This is a genomic window from Thalassospira sp. ER-Se-21-Dark, assembly GCF_017922435.1.
Lineage (GTDB): Bacteria > Pseudomonadota > Alphaproteobacteria > Rhodospirillales > Thalassospiraceae > Thalassospira.
Genome location: NZ_VDEZ01000003.1, coordinates 447,409 through 461,531, shown reverse-complemented (window position 1 = coordinate 461,531; position 14,123 = coordinate 447,409). Strand labels below are relative to the sequence as shown.

Below are 14,123 nucleotides of genomic sequence, written 5' to 3'. Positions count from 1 at the left end.
GGTTGCCTAAGGCAATGGCCCGAATACCGCGGTACTATCAAGCAACCAAAGTGCCGTGCTGATGGTGATAAAGGACAGCGATGTGGCTGCCATCAGGGATGCCGCGCCCATTGCTTCGTGCCCGTAGCGCTGACAATAGATCGGGTAGACGCTAAACATCGGGGCACAGGCATAACCGACGGCAGCGATCTTCATCACCGGATCAAGATCGGGGATAAGGCCCAGCAAAAGGAAAATGATCAACGGGTGCAGCACAAGTTTGCCAAACACGATGCGTGCCATGTCGAAACGCAAACCGCGCAGTTTGAGCCCAACAAGCCCGCCACCGATGACAAACAGTGCCACCGGGCCCGACGCCGAGGCCAGCATATCAATCACCGAAAAGATCGGACCGGGCAATGTGATCCCAGAAATCGAAATGCTCATTCCGATCACAATGGCGACAATGATTGGATTGCGTGCAAGCCGGGTAAAGGTCTTGCGCAGAATTTGCCAACGACTAGTGCCCTGTGCCTCGGCACTGTCGCCCATTATCAGGGTTAGTGGCGTGATCACCAGATTTTCGATGATAAAGCAAAGTGCCAGTGCAATACCCGCCGTCGGACCAAGCAGCTGCAGAACAATCGGATAGCCAATAAAGCCGCTGTTGGACATCGACATGCCCATACCCTGCAGGGCGGCATTCTGTTGGCTTTTCTTGGCGATCAATCGGGCAAAGAAGTAGCCCAGCGCAAACACGATCAAGGACCCGCTGCCATATGCCGCCAGATAGTTGGTGTCGAACACCTTATTGATGTCATGGGCAATCAAGGTGCGGATCAAAAGGCATGGCAGGGCAAAGTTGATCACAAATGCCCCCATGCCACGCGCGACCGTTTGCGCAACGATGTTGCGATAGACAGCGATATAGCCAATGGCGATGATCAGGAATATCGGCAATGTAACGGCAAGGATATCAAGCATCTGGGCCAGAGGCTTTCATTGTGGTAAGGCCTTCATCAGCTAGCCCCCTATTGGCCCAGGGTCAAGAAACAGAATGATTTCAAACATGAACCAAACGGTAATGGATTGGCCAGAAGGACTGGATGGCAATGGCTTTTCCGGGGGGGGCCGGCTTGCAAATGCGTCTCCACGTGGGGCACAGGCTGCCGAAATTCTTGACCGTCACCGGCTAATTGATTGTTTGGCGGCGTATCAGCCCGAGGTTGTCGGGACCTTGCCGCTAGCGATTGATGTGCCGGAATCTGACATTGATATCCTGTGCAACGTCCCTGATTTGACGGTGTTTTCTGAATTTTCAGGCCGGGCGTTCGGTCATTTTGACGGTTATCGTCTCCACAAGCGTCCTGCAACCAGCCATGTCGCGGCAGCGTTGGTTGTCCGATTTGAGTGTGACGGTCTGCCGATCGAAATCTTTGCCACCGATTGTCCGACACGCTTGCAATACGGTTTTGTCCATATGCTGGTCGAGGCGAGGATACTTTGTGTGATGGGCGATGAATTTGCCCATCAGGTCAGGGCGCTGAAGCAAGCGGGAACCAAGACAGAACCGGCCTTTGCCAGACTTCTGGGATTGTCTGGAGACCCGTATATTGAGTTGGCTGAACTTGTCAGCCTTTCGCCACCACAGCTTTGCCAACGACTTGGTGTTGGCGGAAACTAGGTGTCCTCGGTCACCGGATCACCGATGGTGATTGTGCCACCCGTGATCACGCGACAGGTCACACCACCCCGCCAGTCTGGTCTCAAAGCCTCTTGCAGTCCCATGGCAACCGTATCCATGCGATTGCACGGGTCTGTTTCACCGGTAATTTCAAACACCACGTCACCGATTGAAAGTTTGCTGCCTTTGCTGCGTGGCAAGGCAATCCCGCGGACAAAAAGGTTGGCGCGGCGTTCGGTCCAGTGAATGTCATCTCGACCGATTTCGTGGCATGCCGCCTGCCAGTCTTCTTCGGTCAGAATGGTGACCTGACGTCGGCGCAGTTTGCCGCGAAAATCCCCGTCGATGCCAAGTTCGGTTGTGACTGCGACGCTTTCAAGGCTTTCCATCGGGGCGCGCGGGCGTGCCTTGCGCGCAATTCCCACAAGTTCGGCTTTATCGACCATTCAGGTTTTCCATTGACCGGAGATCACCCAACGACCTGCAAAGTTTTCCGGCACCAGAATGGTCTGGCGCGGCGTGCCACTTTCATCAAGATCAGGGTAATCGGTGGTGTAATGCAGCCCCCGGCTTTCGCGTCGCCACAGGGCAGACTGAATGATCAGCTTGGCAACGACAGACAGGTTACGCAGTTCCAGAAGATCATTGGTGACACGGAAATTGCCGTAATATTCATCGATTTCCGATAACAGCAAATCAACACGGTGCTGAGCGCGTTGCATGCGCTTGGTGGTGCGCACAATGCCGACAAAGTCCCACATCACGTTGCGCAGCTGTTCCCAGTTATGGGCAACAATGACTTCTTCGTCCGAGTCCGTGATGCCGGTTTCATCCCAGTCCGGGATCGGTTTGAAAAGGTCCTCGACCGGCAGGGCTTCGATAATGTCCTTTGCCGCCGCCTCGCCAAACACAAGGCATTCCAGAAGCGAGTTGGATGCCAGTCGGTTTGCGCCATGCAAACCGGTGCCGGCACATTCACCGATGGCATAAAGCCCGGTCAGATCGGTACGCCCGCGTAGATCGGTCAGAACCCCGCCGCAGGTATAATGGGCCGCCGGAACAACCGGGATCGGTTGTTGGGTCATGTCGATGCCGTAGCTAAGGCAATTTTCATAGATGGTCGGGAAGTGTTCCTTGATGAAATCAGCGCCCTTGTGGGTGATATCAAGGTAAACACAATCTGCACCAAGACGTTTGAGTTCATGGTCAATCGCGCGTGCGACAATATCACGCGGGGCCAGTTCGCCACGTTCATCAAACCGGTCCATGAAGCGTGTGCCATCAGGCAGCAAAAGCTTGCCGCCTTCACCACGTACGGCCTCGGAAATCAGGAAGGATTTGGCTTGCGGATGATACAGGCATGTCGGGTGGAACTGGCTGAATTCCATATTCATCACCCGGCAACCCGCACGCCATGCCATTGCGATACCATCGCCCGTTGATCCGTCCGGGTTGGAGGTAAACCGGTACACCTTGCTTGCCCCGCCGGTGGCGAGGATCACGGTGCGCGCGTTGAATGACTTGACCTTTCCGGTACCAAGATCAAGCGCATAGGCCCCGATGCAGCGGCGACCTTCGCCACCGAATTTGCGGTCGGTCACCAGATCAATCGCCAGATAGTTTTCAAAAACATCAATGTTCGGATGATTGACTGCCTGGCCCTGAAGCGTCGTCTGAACCGCACGCCCGGTGGCATCTGCCGCATGCACAATGCGCCGGTGGCTATGACCGCCTTCGCGGGTAAGGTGGAACGGCTGATTGTTATCCCCATTGGGATCACGGGTCAGTTGAATGCCAAGTTCATCAAGCCAGGCAATCGCCTTCGGCGCATTGGTGGCGACGAATTCGACGGTTTCGCGTTTGCAAAGGTCGGCGCCTGCCACCAGCGTATCACGAACGTGGTTTTCAATGCTGTCGGCGGCATCAAGAACGGCGGCAATACCGCCTTGTGCCCAGTTGGTCGATCCATCATCGATCTTTCCCTTGGAAAGAACGGCGACTTTTACATGCGGGGCAAGTTTGAGTGCCGTGGACAAACCGGCAGCACCACTGCCGATAATAAGCACATCATACTGGAAAGAATTTTCGGACATTTTTTCCCATCGCTTTCGGGCGGTGCCTGATGGCGGAAACTGGCGCGGTGGCGTCAACATCGGGCTCCGAACAGAGGCGCAGAATAGGACTGCTTTTAGCCAATCTCAAACATATTTGTCGGAAATGGTATGATGATTTCTGTCCGCTTGTGTCAGATTTACTGCGCGTTGCTTGCAAATGGCCGCCAAGCAGACAGATTAAAAAGGACCACCCAACACCAACCAGGGGAGTTTGCTGTGGGCAATTCTGCGCACAAGGAGACGGTTTATCGCGGTGGATGTCATTGCGGCGATGTCCGTTATGAAGTTCACGGGCCGATTGACGATGCGGTGATGTGTCACTGCGAACTGTGTCGCAAGCTGCACGGACATGTCAGCTCTTATGCCCGCTTTGACCGCCATCATCTGAAACTGGCCAAGGGTGACGGGCTGCGGTGGTATCGCATGTCCGATAAAACCGATCGCGGATTTTGCAAGGAATGCGGCACCGCCCTGTTCTGGCGCCCTGTGCGTAACGACAATATGGCACTGATGCCCGGAACTCTTGATGATACAAAGGGTATGACCACAGTCGGGCAGATTTATTGTGCGGATAAAGGGGATTATTATCCGCTTGATCCGGCAATTCCCCAACATGATCAATCAGACAAGGCCGAAAATGCTGCCGTTGCCGATCAATCCTGATCGGTAACGCCGGGCACCTTCATCCAGGTCAGTTCGTGCTTGTTGTTATACAAATGCACGACCTTTGATCCGGGGATATCGGCAAACTGGGTGATTGCGGAATAGTCCGTATCGCCCTGCAATTTGATGGTGCAGATGAAATTGGTTGCCATCCCGGCATCCATCCACTGATTGACGAGCGTAAACAGGCGATCCGGATAGCAAATCACGTCCGAGCACAGCCAATCAATATAGCCGATTTCTTCCGGGTTCAGGCCAAAGGCACTTTCCTGACGGAAATCAACGCGGGGCAGATTGGCGATCTTGGCATCAAGGCGGGCCTTGTCGATGGAAATCACATCGGTGCCGAATTCATGCAAAACCCAGGTCCAGCCGCCTGGGCTTCCGCCCAGATCCATGGTGCGATCACCGGCCTGCGGATAGGTGCCAAGCCGGGTGAAGGCTTCCCAAAGTTTAAGGTAGGCACGGTTGGGTGGGGTTACCTTGTCTTCTTCAAACTCGACCTCGCCGTTTTTCCACGGGCTGGAACAATCGGCCGATGCAATGATGGTATCGGGATCAATCAGCGTCCATGAACCAAGCGGTGCGGTCAGGGCGGGTTCACCAAACACCTGACGCTTGGCAGACACATGGGGCAGGTGGCCTTCGATCAGTTTGGCGCGCGAAAAATGGTCAAACTTGAACAGGGCCCAGTTGCGCTGATTGAATTTCAGGATTTTGGCCGCACCCTTGATCGACGGGATGGCAATGCGCACCGGATTGCGCCAGACATTCTGCGCCCAGAATACGCGCCGTTCCGGACCGGGGGCGAACATCAACCGGTCATGGCGTTCGATGACGTCGCCAAGTTCGGCTTCAAGCTGATCCTCAAAGCCGACAGGGGCGAGGTAGCCGGTGGCATCCATCGGCTCGATTACGGCATCAACGCCGTCCGGGGTATCGAATGTCTGTGTGTTTTCCATCATGGGCCTGCTTTTACGCCGTTTTGACCCAATAAAAAAGCGGGAAAGCTGCATGACAGCTTTCCCGCCTGTGATTGTCGAGAAGTAAGACGACAGATCAGAATTTGTCAGCCTGAACCAGACCGTCGATCAGGATAACCTTGGTCGGATCGCCCTTGATGCCAAAGTCATTGTCGTTGATCATCGCAAGTGCACCGTCGCCCATGATGGCAAGGCCTTCAAGCTTGTTCGGTGCTTCCGGGTAGTCTGCGCTGTCAAAACGAAGCGTCTTTGAAACCGGGGTAAGATTGATGCTGCCAAGATCGTTTTGCTGTTCCAAAGTCGGACTGGTCGACATGTCATCCCAGCGGCTGGCAAGGATGTTGGTCGCACCTTTAAGTTCGACTTCATGCAGCTTCGTGGTCTTGTCAGTACGTTCAAGCACCAGAAGACGGTCATTGCCAAGGGCGAGAACTTCGGAAATGCGCGGTGCGTTCTGTTTTTTGGACGGATCGTTGCGGAAGCTCTGCGGGTCATCCAGCTGATAGATATATTCACCGCTCAGTTTTGACGCTGCGCGATCATAAACGAACAGGCGGGTGTTCTTGGCCGCCTTGTAGGCATCGGCATTCGGGTTGGCCAGCGGGTTCTGAACCATGAAGTAAAGCTTGGTTTCGTCTGGTGATACGGCCATCGATTCAATGCCGCGGTTGGTCTGGCGTTTGACCAGAATGGCAGGAAGGCCACCGGTGACTTTATAAGCCGAATCTTCGAAATCCTTTTCCGAACCGGCCGGAACGATACGTTCGATAACGGTGCCGTCCGCCGACGCATGCAGGATCGACGGGCCGTTTTCTTCACCAATCCAGTAGGACCCATCAGATAGACGAATAATCCCTTCGGCATCGATCGAGGACACCGACTGTTCAAGCGGATTGCCATTGGCATCGACCGGCTTTTCGGTTTTCGCCACGGTCAGCTTGTTGGTCAGGCCGGTCAACGGCACGCCATTTTGGTCTTTCAGCGTAATGACGTCCTTGACGTCAAAGCTGCCATCGTTATTCAGGAAGATGGTATAGATCGAAGGCGAGTAATCCGGGGTCGGATAAACGCGGACTTTCTGCCCTTTGCAGACCTGATCGGCAGAAACGCCAAGCACGGCTTCAACATCACCACAGACAAAGTTCGGGCCACGGTCAGAAACGGCATAGAACATGTTGGCCGGATCGCCCGGGCGGCGGTATGCGCCGGAACCAAAACCGACGGTAAGCGCGCGTGCCTTGCCGCCGTCAACCATGACGGTCGAAAGGTTGTTGATCGCGCTTTTGGTTTCAAAAACCTTGGCTTCGCCTGCCATGGCAGAACCCGCCATCAGCATGGCAGAACCCGCCATCAGCATGGCGGTAACACCGAAAAGACCGGCTGCAAACGTCCGTTTCATCACTGGGAATTCCCCGAAAAATTTCACAAAAACACTTACGCTCAAGCCCGCAATGTTCGGGCGAACTGTGTTCCTGTTCACATTAAGGGTTCTGTGTGACAGTTTGTTTGCACTTGAGCGTCGCTTTGATGAAACAAATCAGACGCTTGGCTAGGTTTGGGATGTACTACTTCCAGAAATCCTCGCGCCGGACCGTGAAGGTTTCCGAAACGCTGGCATATTCCTGATAGCCAAGCCGCGCGAGCGGTTCAAACAGTGTGATATCAACCATGCCATCGCGAATGATGTCATCATCGATATGCAGGCCGACAACAGTTCCAATCACCATCGCACACGGGCGTTCCGGATTGGCGCTTGGCAGGTCGACAATCTGGAACACTTCGCATTCCATATGGATCGGCACACCCTTGATCAGATGCGGTTTGACGCATTTTGCCGGCAGCTTTTCCAAGCCAGCATATTCAAACTCATCTTCGCCCGGCGGCAGCGGGGCCGAGGAAAAATTAAGTTCTTTCAGCATCGCCTTCGGCGCAACGCCAACAACAAACTCGCCGGTATCGCGCGCATTGCGCAAACTGTCGACCGACCCGCCCGATGAAAACATTACCATCGGCGGATTGCCATGCACCGCATTGAAAAAGGAATAAGGCGCAAGGTTGGCCCGGCCTTCTTTATCGAGGGTTGATACCCAGCCAATCGGACGCGGCGCCACACAGGCCTTGAACGGATCATGTGGAAGATTGTGGGGGGGGTTTCCGGGCTCGTAAAACATCGGGACGTCCGTTCTGGTTGGCGGTGTCTTTTATCCGACTGCAAAAAGCAATCAGATCACTTGATCATGCGTCATATTTCATTGTCCCGGCGCGTATTCGTGTTCGCGTACATGATCCGGGCGGTCTGACAGGTGCAGGCGTGTTTGCGCCATTGGTGTTTCGGCGATGATTTTGCCCCGGCGAATAACAAACAGGCGGTTGGCGCGCATGCGGATGGCCTCGATGGTGTCGCGGGCCTGCAGGATGACGAAATCGGCATTGTTGCCAACTTCAATACCGTATCCTTCAAGACCCATGATCTTGGCCGGTTCTGTGGTGACGGCGTCAAAGCAGGCGCGGATATCATCGCGCGACGTCATCTGTGCGACATGTAGCCCCATCGATGCAACTTCAAGCATGTCGCCAGAACCCATCGAATACCAGGGATCCATCACGCAATCATGACCGAAGGCCACAGTGAGCCCGGCCTTGCGCAATTCCGGCACGCGTGTCATGCCGCGACGCTTGGGATAGGAATCATGGCGGCCCTGAAGGGTGATGTTGATCAGCGGGTTGGCGATGGCGGAAACTTCTGCCTCGACCATCAGGGCGATCAGCTTTGAAACGTAATAATTATCCATCGAGTGCATCGATGTCAGGTGTGAGCCTGCCACCCGGCCCTGAAGCCCCAAACGCTGTGTTTCATAGGCCAGCATTTCGATGTGACGCGACAGCGGATCATCAGATTCATCGCAATGCATATCGACCATAAGCCCACGGTCCGCCGCCATTTCGCAAAGTTCTTTGATGCTTTGTGCTCCATCGGCCATGGTGCGTTCGAAATGCGGAATACCGCCCACAACATCCACACCCTTATCAAGGGCGCGGATGGTATTTTCCTTGGCGGTCGGGCTGCGCAGATAGCCATCCTGCGGGAAGGCCACCAGCTGCAAATCGATATAGGGTGCGACCTGCCTTTTGACTTCCAGCAACGCATCAACCGCCAGCAACCGGTCATCGCAAACATCGACATGGGTGCGGATTGCAAGCAGGCCCTTTGATACGGCCAGATCGCAATATTTAAGCGCGCGCTCAATCACCGCTTCGGCGGTCAGAAGCGGTTTAAGCTCCCCCCACAACGCGATGCCTTCAAGCAACGTGCCCGACTCATTCATGCGCGGCAGACCGAGTGACAATGTCGCATCCATGTGGAAATGGCTGTCGACAAAGGGCGGGCTGACCAGCATGCCACCACAGTCAAGCACCTCGACCGAGGGTACATCGATATGTTCGGCAATCTCGATGATCTTGCCGTTCTGACACGCGATATCGACACCGTTTGGGCCGTTGGCGATATTGGCGTTTTTCAGGATCAGATCGGGTTGCATGATGTCATCCTTGGTCTGGTGGTGGCAGTCATAGTTGGGGTGCAGTGCTTAACGCTGGCCCTTGAACCATGGCACAAGAAGCGCCTTGGGGTAATCGGCTTTGCGGGCGACAACAATAAGCGCAATGATCGACAGGATATAGGGCATCATCAGGAAAACCTGCGATGGCAGGAACGCGCCAACCTCGGTCTGCAGGCGGACCTGAAACGCATCAAATGCCCCAAACAGCAACGCCCCGATCAAGGCCTTTCCGGGACGCCAGCTGGCAAATACGGTGAGCGCAATACAAACCCAGCCACGGCCATTGATCATACCAAAGAAGAACGCATCAAAGGCAGACATGGTCAGAAAAGCCCCACCGAGCGCCATCAGCGAAGATCCAACCACAACCGCCCCGATGCGAAGGCCATAAACCGAAAGTCCCTGTGCCTCGACCGAGGACGGGTTGTCGCCAACCGCACGGATCGCAAGACCAAGCGGTGTGCGATACAAAACCCAGCCGGTGACTAACACCAGAACAAGGGCCAGCATTGTCATCGCCGTTTGCGAAAACAGCGCCTGTCCGATGAAGGGCAGGTCTGAAAGAAACGGGATATCAAGCGGACGGAACGGTTCGATCCGCGGCGGGGATGAAACATCGGGCAATGCCGTGCGATAGGTGAAATAGGACAGGCTGGTGGCAAGCAACGTCACCCCGATGCCTGACACATGCTGGCTGAGCCCCAGTGGCACGGTCAGGATCGCATGGATCAGGCCAAAGAAGCCACCCGCAAGGGCCGCAACCAAAACGCCACCCCAAAGCCCGGCACCAAGCCACACGGCCATCCAGCCGGCCATTGCACCGGCGGTAAAAATACCCTCGATCCCAAGGTTAAGAACACCGGCGCGTTCGCAGATCAGCGCACCCAGCACGCCAAAGATCAATGGGGTCGCGATGCGAATGGCGGCTTCCCAGAAGCTGGCGGCAAGAAGAATATCAATGATTTCCATGGTCTATCCCCTCAGCCCTGAGCCGATTTGCGATCAAAGTGAACCCTAAACCGGGTCAGGAACCCGCCGATCAATACGCACAGCAACGCCATGGCAACGATCAGATCGGCCAGATAGCTTGAAACGCCAATCGCGCGGCTCATTGAATCTGCACCGACAAAGACCGATGCAACAAACAACGCCGATGCAATTACGCCAATCGGTGAAAGGCGCGCGAGCATGGCCACCACGATCCCGGCATAGCCATATCCGGGCGAAAGGTCAGTTGCGAGATAGCCACGCGTTCCTGCCACTTCCGACACCCCGGCAAGCCCCGCCAAACCACCTGACAGGGCGGCGACAAGGATCATGGTTTTGGTCACCGAAATGCCCGAAAATCTGGCAGCAGCGGCATTTTCCCCAACCGCACGAATTTCAAAGCCCCAAACCGTGCGTTTGACGAAAATTGCGAGTGCGACCGCCGAAACCAGTGCGATGATCAGGCCAATATGAACCCGCATGCGTTCCAGAAGGGCCGGGAAGGCCGCACTATCAATGATCGGTTCGGACTGGGGCCAGCCCATTGACATCGGATCTTTAAGCGCCCCTTCGAGCATCATCTGCACGAACAGCAATACGATAAAGTTCAAAAGGAGGGTGGTAACCACTTCATCGACGCCAAGACGCGTTTTCAAAAGCGTCGGACCAATCAGCATCAGCGCACCAGCAGCCATGCCAGCAATAATCACGACCGGGATCATCACCCAGTTTGGTCCGTCAATCACACCCGAACCAACGGCAACGGCGGCCATGGCCCCCATGTAAAGCTGGCCTTCGGCGCCAATGTTCCAAAGCTTGGCCCGGAATGCGATGGCCGCCGCAAGCCCGGTCAGGATCAGGGGCGTTGCGCGTGTGAGCATTTCAGAGGTTGAAAATACCGAACCGAACGCACCGCTGATCATAAGACCATAGGCCTGAATAATCGGGGCGCCGGCAAGCGCCAGCGGAATGGCGGCCAGAAGAATGGCAATCGTCGCGGCCAGAACCGGCACGCCATAAACAAGAAGCGGGCCGGGATTGCTGCGCGGTTCAAAGCGGATCATGCCGTTTCTCCCGGATTGGTGGTCGTCGTGGCAGGAGTGGCATCGGGGGCATGCAGGGCGGCTTTTTGTCCGGCCATCATCAGGCCAAGCTCGGATCGATCAATACTGTCGGTTGGCATGGCAGGCGTTATGTGCCCGGCATGGATCACCGCGATCTGATCGGAAATGGTCAGAAGTTCATCAAGGTCTTCGGAAATCAGAATGACCGCCGCCCCACCCTGACGGGCTTCCAGCAAGCGACGATGGACTTCGGATTGCGCGCCGACATCAAGGCCACGTGATGGCTGATTGGCAAGGATCAGCTTGGGCGATTTTTCCAAGACACGCGCCAGGATCAGTTTCTGGATATTGCCGCCGGACAAAAGGCGCGCCGGGGCATCGGGGCCCGGGCAGCGCACATCGTAATCGGCAATCGCATGCTCGGCACGTTTGCGGATGGCTTCAAAATCAAGGAAACCAAGTTTCTGGTATTCCGGGCTTCGGACATCTTCAATTGCGATATTTTCGGCCACTGTCATCGACCCGACCATGCCATCGTGATGGCGGTCTTCGGGGATGCGTGCGATGCCGTTCTGCGCGAAGGTGTGGGCGTCGAATTTGGTGACTTTTTCGCCAAATATTTCGACTGTGCCGCTATCGGGTTTATCAAGCCCGGCGATCAATTGCGCCAGCGCCGCCTGCCCATTGCCCGATACCCCGGCAATGCCAAGAATTTCGCCTTCGCGGGCGGTGACATTCACCCCATGCAGGGACCGGCGGGAATCCCCGCGATCAATGGTGACATCGGCAAGGGTGATGACGGGCTTTCCGGGAGTGCGGGGTGCGCGGCGGCTGGCGGGAACTTCGCGACCGACCATCAGTTCGGCGATGGATTTGTGGTTCGCATCGCTGGTTTTCATTTCGCCCACCTTGGCCCCGCCACGCAGCACCGCAATCCGGTGCGATACGGCAAGAACTTCGGCCAGCTTGTGGGCGATGATGATCACCGCAAGGCCGGTTGCGGCAAGTTTGCGCAGGATGGCAAACAGGCTGTCGGCTTCTTGCGGTGTCAGAACAGCGGTGGGTTCATCAAGAACCAAAAGCCGCGCATTGCGATAAAGCGCCTTGAGGATTTCAACGCGTTGTTTTTCGCCAACAGTCAGTTTGTGCACTGGCTGATCAAGATCGACATTCAAGCCCGATCCGGCCATCAGTTCACCAAGCTTTGCACGCGCTGTGCTGCGATCACGACGGAGCCTGAAAATCGGTTCGGTCCCAAGGACGATGTTATCAAGACCGGTCAGGTTTTCAGCCAGCGTGAAATGCTGGTGAACCATGCCGATCCCGGCATCAAGGGCTGCCTGCGGGGCGCCCGGTTCAAGCTGTTCAAGATTACCGTCGCGACTGGCAACCGTAACGGTGCCTTCGTCTGCGACATAGTGACCGAACAGAATATTCATTAGTGTGGTTTTACCCGCACCGTTTTCACCAAGCAGGGCAACGATTTCACCCTTGTGAACGGTCAGGTCGATGGCGTCATTGGCAACGAGTAGGCCAAATCTTTTGGTGACACCTGCCAGCGAAAGCAGCAGGTCTTGCGACGTTTCGGATGGTGTGTGCGCAGCAGATGACATTCGGGTAATCCGTTTTGTTTTTATGCGTCACGCTGTGGGGCAGTGGGCGGCTTTGTGGTCGGTATCATGTCGTAAATGACAAAGGGCAGTTCGATTGTTTAACCGAACTGCCCAGTGATTTCAGCGAAATCTTACATTGATGATTTCGGTTCTTCGTCGTTTACGTCAACCGTGAAGGACCCATCAAGGATTTCAGCCTGTTTGGCTTCGACTTCTTCAACCGTGCCGTCCGGCAGCAGTGCCGGATCGAGAACGACAGAACCGCCGCCATATTCCATGTAGCTGAACTTGCCGTAATCTTCGGCCTTGAATTCACCGGCTTTGACCGCCTCGATGGCGTGGTCAATGGTGGCTTCCATGTGCCACAGGGCGGAACCCAGAATGGTGCCTGGATAATCAGCCGCGGTGTCGATCACGTTGCCAACGGCCAGAATGCCGCGTTCCTTGGCGGCATCGGAAACGCCAAAGCGTTCGGCATACATGATGTCCGCACCGCTATCGATCATGGCAAAGGCTGCTTCTTTCGCCTTGGGCGGGTCATACCAGCTGTTGATGAAGGTCACCATGAATTCGACATCCGGATTGACCGATTTCGCACCTGCCATGAAGGCATGCATCAGACGGTTCACTTCCGGGATGGCAAAACCGCCAACCATGCCGATCTTGTTGGTTTCGGTCGCCTTACCAGCCGCCATGCCGACAAGGTAGCTCGGCTCATGGATGAAGTTATCAAAGACCGAGAAGTTTTCACCGTCCGGTGCAAAGCTTGACCCCATCAGGAACGCGGTTTCCGGATAGTCGGCCGCAACCTTGCGTGCAGCACGTTCAACGCCGAACACTTCACCAACGATCAGGTCGGAACCGTTTTCGGCATATTCGCGCATGACGCGCTCATAGTCGGTGTTGGCGACGTTTTCGGAAAACTCATAGGAAATGTCGCCGCGTGCTTCGGAGGCATTAAGCGCCTTGTGAATGCGCGATACCCACTGCTGTTCGACCGGAACAGTGTAGATTGCCGAAACCTTGAGCGGATCTGCGGCCTCGGCCGGTGCGCCAAAGCCAAACGATACGACGGCGGCTGCGCCAGCGATGGCCGACAGCATGGCACGACGCGTTAGGCGGAAAGTACCAGACTTCATTTTTGTCCCCCTGCGGATTTATTGCCGTTATGCGAAACTCAACCTTTTGCATAGATTGTGGGCAGATTGTATACGCGATCACAAAAGAGGCAAAGCACCTTCTGTCCAAATGGTCAGTTTTCCACTCTTTGGTGTAAGTATTTGGGAATGCGCGGGGATTAGGGTGAATTAACGCGTGCAGTTGGCGGGTTTCTGCGCAGCCAAAAGGTGATCGTTGGATATTCCGGTGCCGATTGGTGCTGGTTCGCGCAGGGCCGATACCCGAGTCCGGGCTGTACCAACCGCATTTGTGATCATGCGGTAGCAGGGGCAAAATCTTCCGGTTTTTCGGGCATAG

Annotated in this window: 13 protein-coding genes; 2 read left to right on the top strand and 11 right to left on the bottom strand. The window is 55.4% G+C overall.

Features of this window, described 5'->3' with window-relative positions; genetic code table 11:
* Nucleotides 1-6: 6 nt before the first annotated feature.
* Nucleotides 7-963, bottom strand: a complete 957-nt coding sequence (locus tag FHI25_RS14760; RefSeq protein ID WP_210518994.1) for an AEC family transporter — start codon at nucleotides 961-963, stop codon at nucleotides 7-9.
* Between the two features lie 85 nt (nucleotides 964-1,048).
* Here FHI25_RS14760 and FHI25_RS14755 point away from each other — a divergent pair, with 85 nt between their 5' ends.
* Nucleotides 1,049-1,663: a DUF4269 domain-containing protein gene (locus FHI25_RS14755; protein ID WP_210518992.1), complete on the top strand. Its 615-nt coding sequence runs from the start codon at nucleotides 1,049-1,051 to the stop codon at nucleotides 1,661-1,663.
* Here the strand turns inward: FHI25_RS14755 and FHI25_RS14750 are convergent.
* Both FHI25_RS14750 and nadB read right to left on the bottom strand, forming a co-directional pair.
* Nucleotides 1,660-2,109, bottom strand: a complete 450-nt coding sequence (locus FHI25_RS14750; protein ID WP_210518990.1) for an MOSC domain-containing protein — start codon at nucleotides 2,107-2,109, stop codon at nucleotides 1,660-1,662. The two genes, FHI25_RS14755 and FHI25_RS14750, sit on opposite strands and share 4 nt — an antisense overlap.
* The gene (gene nadB, locus FHI25_RS14745; RefSeq protein ID WP_051007609.1) at nucleotides 2,110-3,756 is read right to left on the bottom strand and encodes an L-aspartate oxidase; all 1,647 of its coding nucleotides are present in this window, start codon (nucleotides 3,754-3,756) and stop codon (nucleotides 2,110-2,112) included.
* Between the two features lie 237 nt (nucleotides 3,757-3,993).
* On the opposite strand from nadB, the gene FHI25_RS14740 reads away from it, so the two are divergent.
* The gene (locus FHI25_RS14740) at nucleotides 3,994-4,440 is read left to right on the top strand and encodes a GFA family protein (RefSeq protein WP_210518988.1); all 447 of its coding nucleotides are present in this window, start codon (nucleotides 3,994-3,996) and stop codon (nucleotides 4,438-4,440) included.
* On the opposite strand, the gene FHI25_RS14735 is transcribed toward FHI25_RS14740, so the two are convergent.
* The 8 genes from FHI25_RS14735 to FHI25_RS14700 all read right to left on the bottom strand — a co-directional run bounded on the left by FHI25_RS14735 (nucleotide 4,431) and on the right by FHI25_RS14700 (nucleotide 13,786).
* Complete coding sequence (locus FHI25_RS14735) at nucleotides 4,431-5,402, bottom strand: SAM-dependent methyltransferase (RefSeq protein WP_210519191.1); 972 nt, start codon at nucleotides 5,400-5,402, stop codon at nucleotides 4,431-4,433. The two genes, FHI25_RS14740 and FHI25_RS14735, sit on opposite strands and share 10 nt — an antisense overlap.
* A 97-nt stretch (nucleotides 5,403-5,499) precedes the next feature.
* Entirely contained in the window at nucleotides 5,500-6,822 is a 1,323-nt protein-coding gene (locus FHI25_RS14730) for an esterase-like activity of phytase family protein (protein ID WP_210518987.1), read from the bottom strand.
* 166 nt (nucleotides 6,823-6,988) lie between these two features.
* Nucleotides 6,989-7,594 carry a flavin reductase family protein gene (locus tag FHI25_RS14725; RefSeq protein WP_210518985.1) on the bottom strand — a complete coding sequence of 202 codons (606 nt, stop codon included), beginning with the start codon at nucleotides 7,592-7,594 and terminating at the stop codon, nucleotides 6,989-6,991.
* Nucleotides 7,595-7,672: 78 nt separating this feature from the next.
* The gene (locus tag FHI25_RS14720) at nucleotides 7,673-8,962 is read right to left on the bottom strand and encodes an amidohydrolase family protein (RefSeq protein WP_210518983.1); all 1,290 of its coding nucleotides are present in this window, start codon (nucleotides 8,960-8,962) and stop codon (nucleotides 7,673-7,675) included.
* 48 nt (nucleotides 8,963-9,010) lie between these two features.
* Entirely contained in the window at nucleotides 9,011-9,952 is a 942-nt protein-coding gene (locus FHI25_RS14715) for an ABC transporter permease (protein WP_210518982.1), read from the bottom strand.
* 11 nt (nucleotides 9,953-9,963) lie between these two features.
* A complete protein-coding gene (locus tag FHI25_RS14710) occupies nucleotides 9,964-11,034 on the bottom strand; it encodes an ABC transporter permease (RefSeq protein ID WP_210518980.1) in 1,071 nt (356 codons plus the stop codon).
* Nucleotides 11,031-12,647 (bottom strand): ABC transporter ATP-binding protein, encoded by a 1,617-nt coding sequence (locus tag FHI25_RS14705; RefSeq protein ID WP_210518978.1) that lies wholly within the window; start codon nucleotides 12,645-12,647, stop codon nucleotides 11,031-11,033. The genes FHI25_RS14710 and FHI25_RS14705 overlap by 4 nt, the downstream gene beginning before the upstream one ends.
* Nucleotides 12,648-12,778: 131 nt before the next feature.
* Entirely contained in the window at nucleotides 12,779-13,786 is a 1,008-nt protein-coding gene (locus FHI25_RS14700) for a BMP family protein (RefSeq protein WP_210518976.1), read from the bottom strand.
* Nucleotides 13,787-14,123: the final 337 nt, after the last annotated feature.

Coding starts and splice junctions, on each gene's coding strand:
- FHI25_RS14760 (WP_210518994.1), bottom strand. CDS start 963: ATGCTTGATATCCTTGCCGTTACATTGCCGATATTCCTGATCATCGCC.
- FHI25_RS14755 (WP_210518992.1), top strand. CDS start 1,049: ATGAACCAAACGGTAATGGATTGGCCAGAAGGACTGGATGGCAATGGC.
- FHI25_RS14750 (WP_210518990.1), bottom strand. CDS start 2,109: ATGGTCGATAAAGCCGAACTTGTGGGAATTGCGCGCAAGGCACGCCCG.
- nadB (WP_051007609.1), bottom strand. CDS start 3,756: ATGTCCGAAAATTCTTTCCAGTATGATGTGCTTATTATCGGCAGTGGT.
- FHI25_RS14735 (WP_210519191.1), bottom strand. CDS start 5,402: ATGGAAAACACACAGACATTCGATACCCCGGACGGCGTTGATGCCGTA.
- FHI25_RS14730 (WP_210518987.1), bottom strand. CDS start 6,822: ATGAAACGGACGTTTGCAGCCGGTCTTTTCGGTGTTACCGCCATGCTG.
- FHI25_RS14725 (WP_210518985.1), bottom strand. CDS start 7,594: ATGTTTTACGAGCCCGGAAACCCCCCCCACAATCTTCCACATGATCCG.
- FHI25_RS14720 (WP_210518983.1), bottom strand. CDS start 8,962: ATGCAACCCGATCTGATCCTGAAAAACGCCAATATCGCCAACGGCCCA.
- FHI25_RS14715 (WP_210518982.1), bottom strand. CDS start 9,952: ATGGAAATCATTGATATTCTTCTTGCCGCCAGCTTCTGGGAAGCCGCC.
- FHI25_RS14710 (WP_210518980.1), bottom strand. CDS start 11,034: ATGATCCGCTTTGAACCGCGCAGCAATCCCGGCCCGCTTCTTGTTTAT.
- FHI25_RS14705 (WP_210518978.1), bottom strand. CDS start 12,647: ATGTCATCTGCTGCGCACACACCATCCGAAACGTCGCAAGACCTGCTG.
- FHI25_RS14700 (WP_210518976.1), bottom strand. CDS start 13,786: ATGAAGTCTGGTACTTTCCGCCTAACGCGTCGTGCCATGCTGTCGGCC.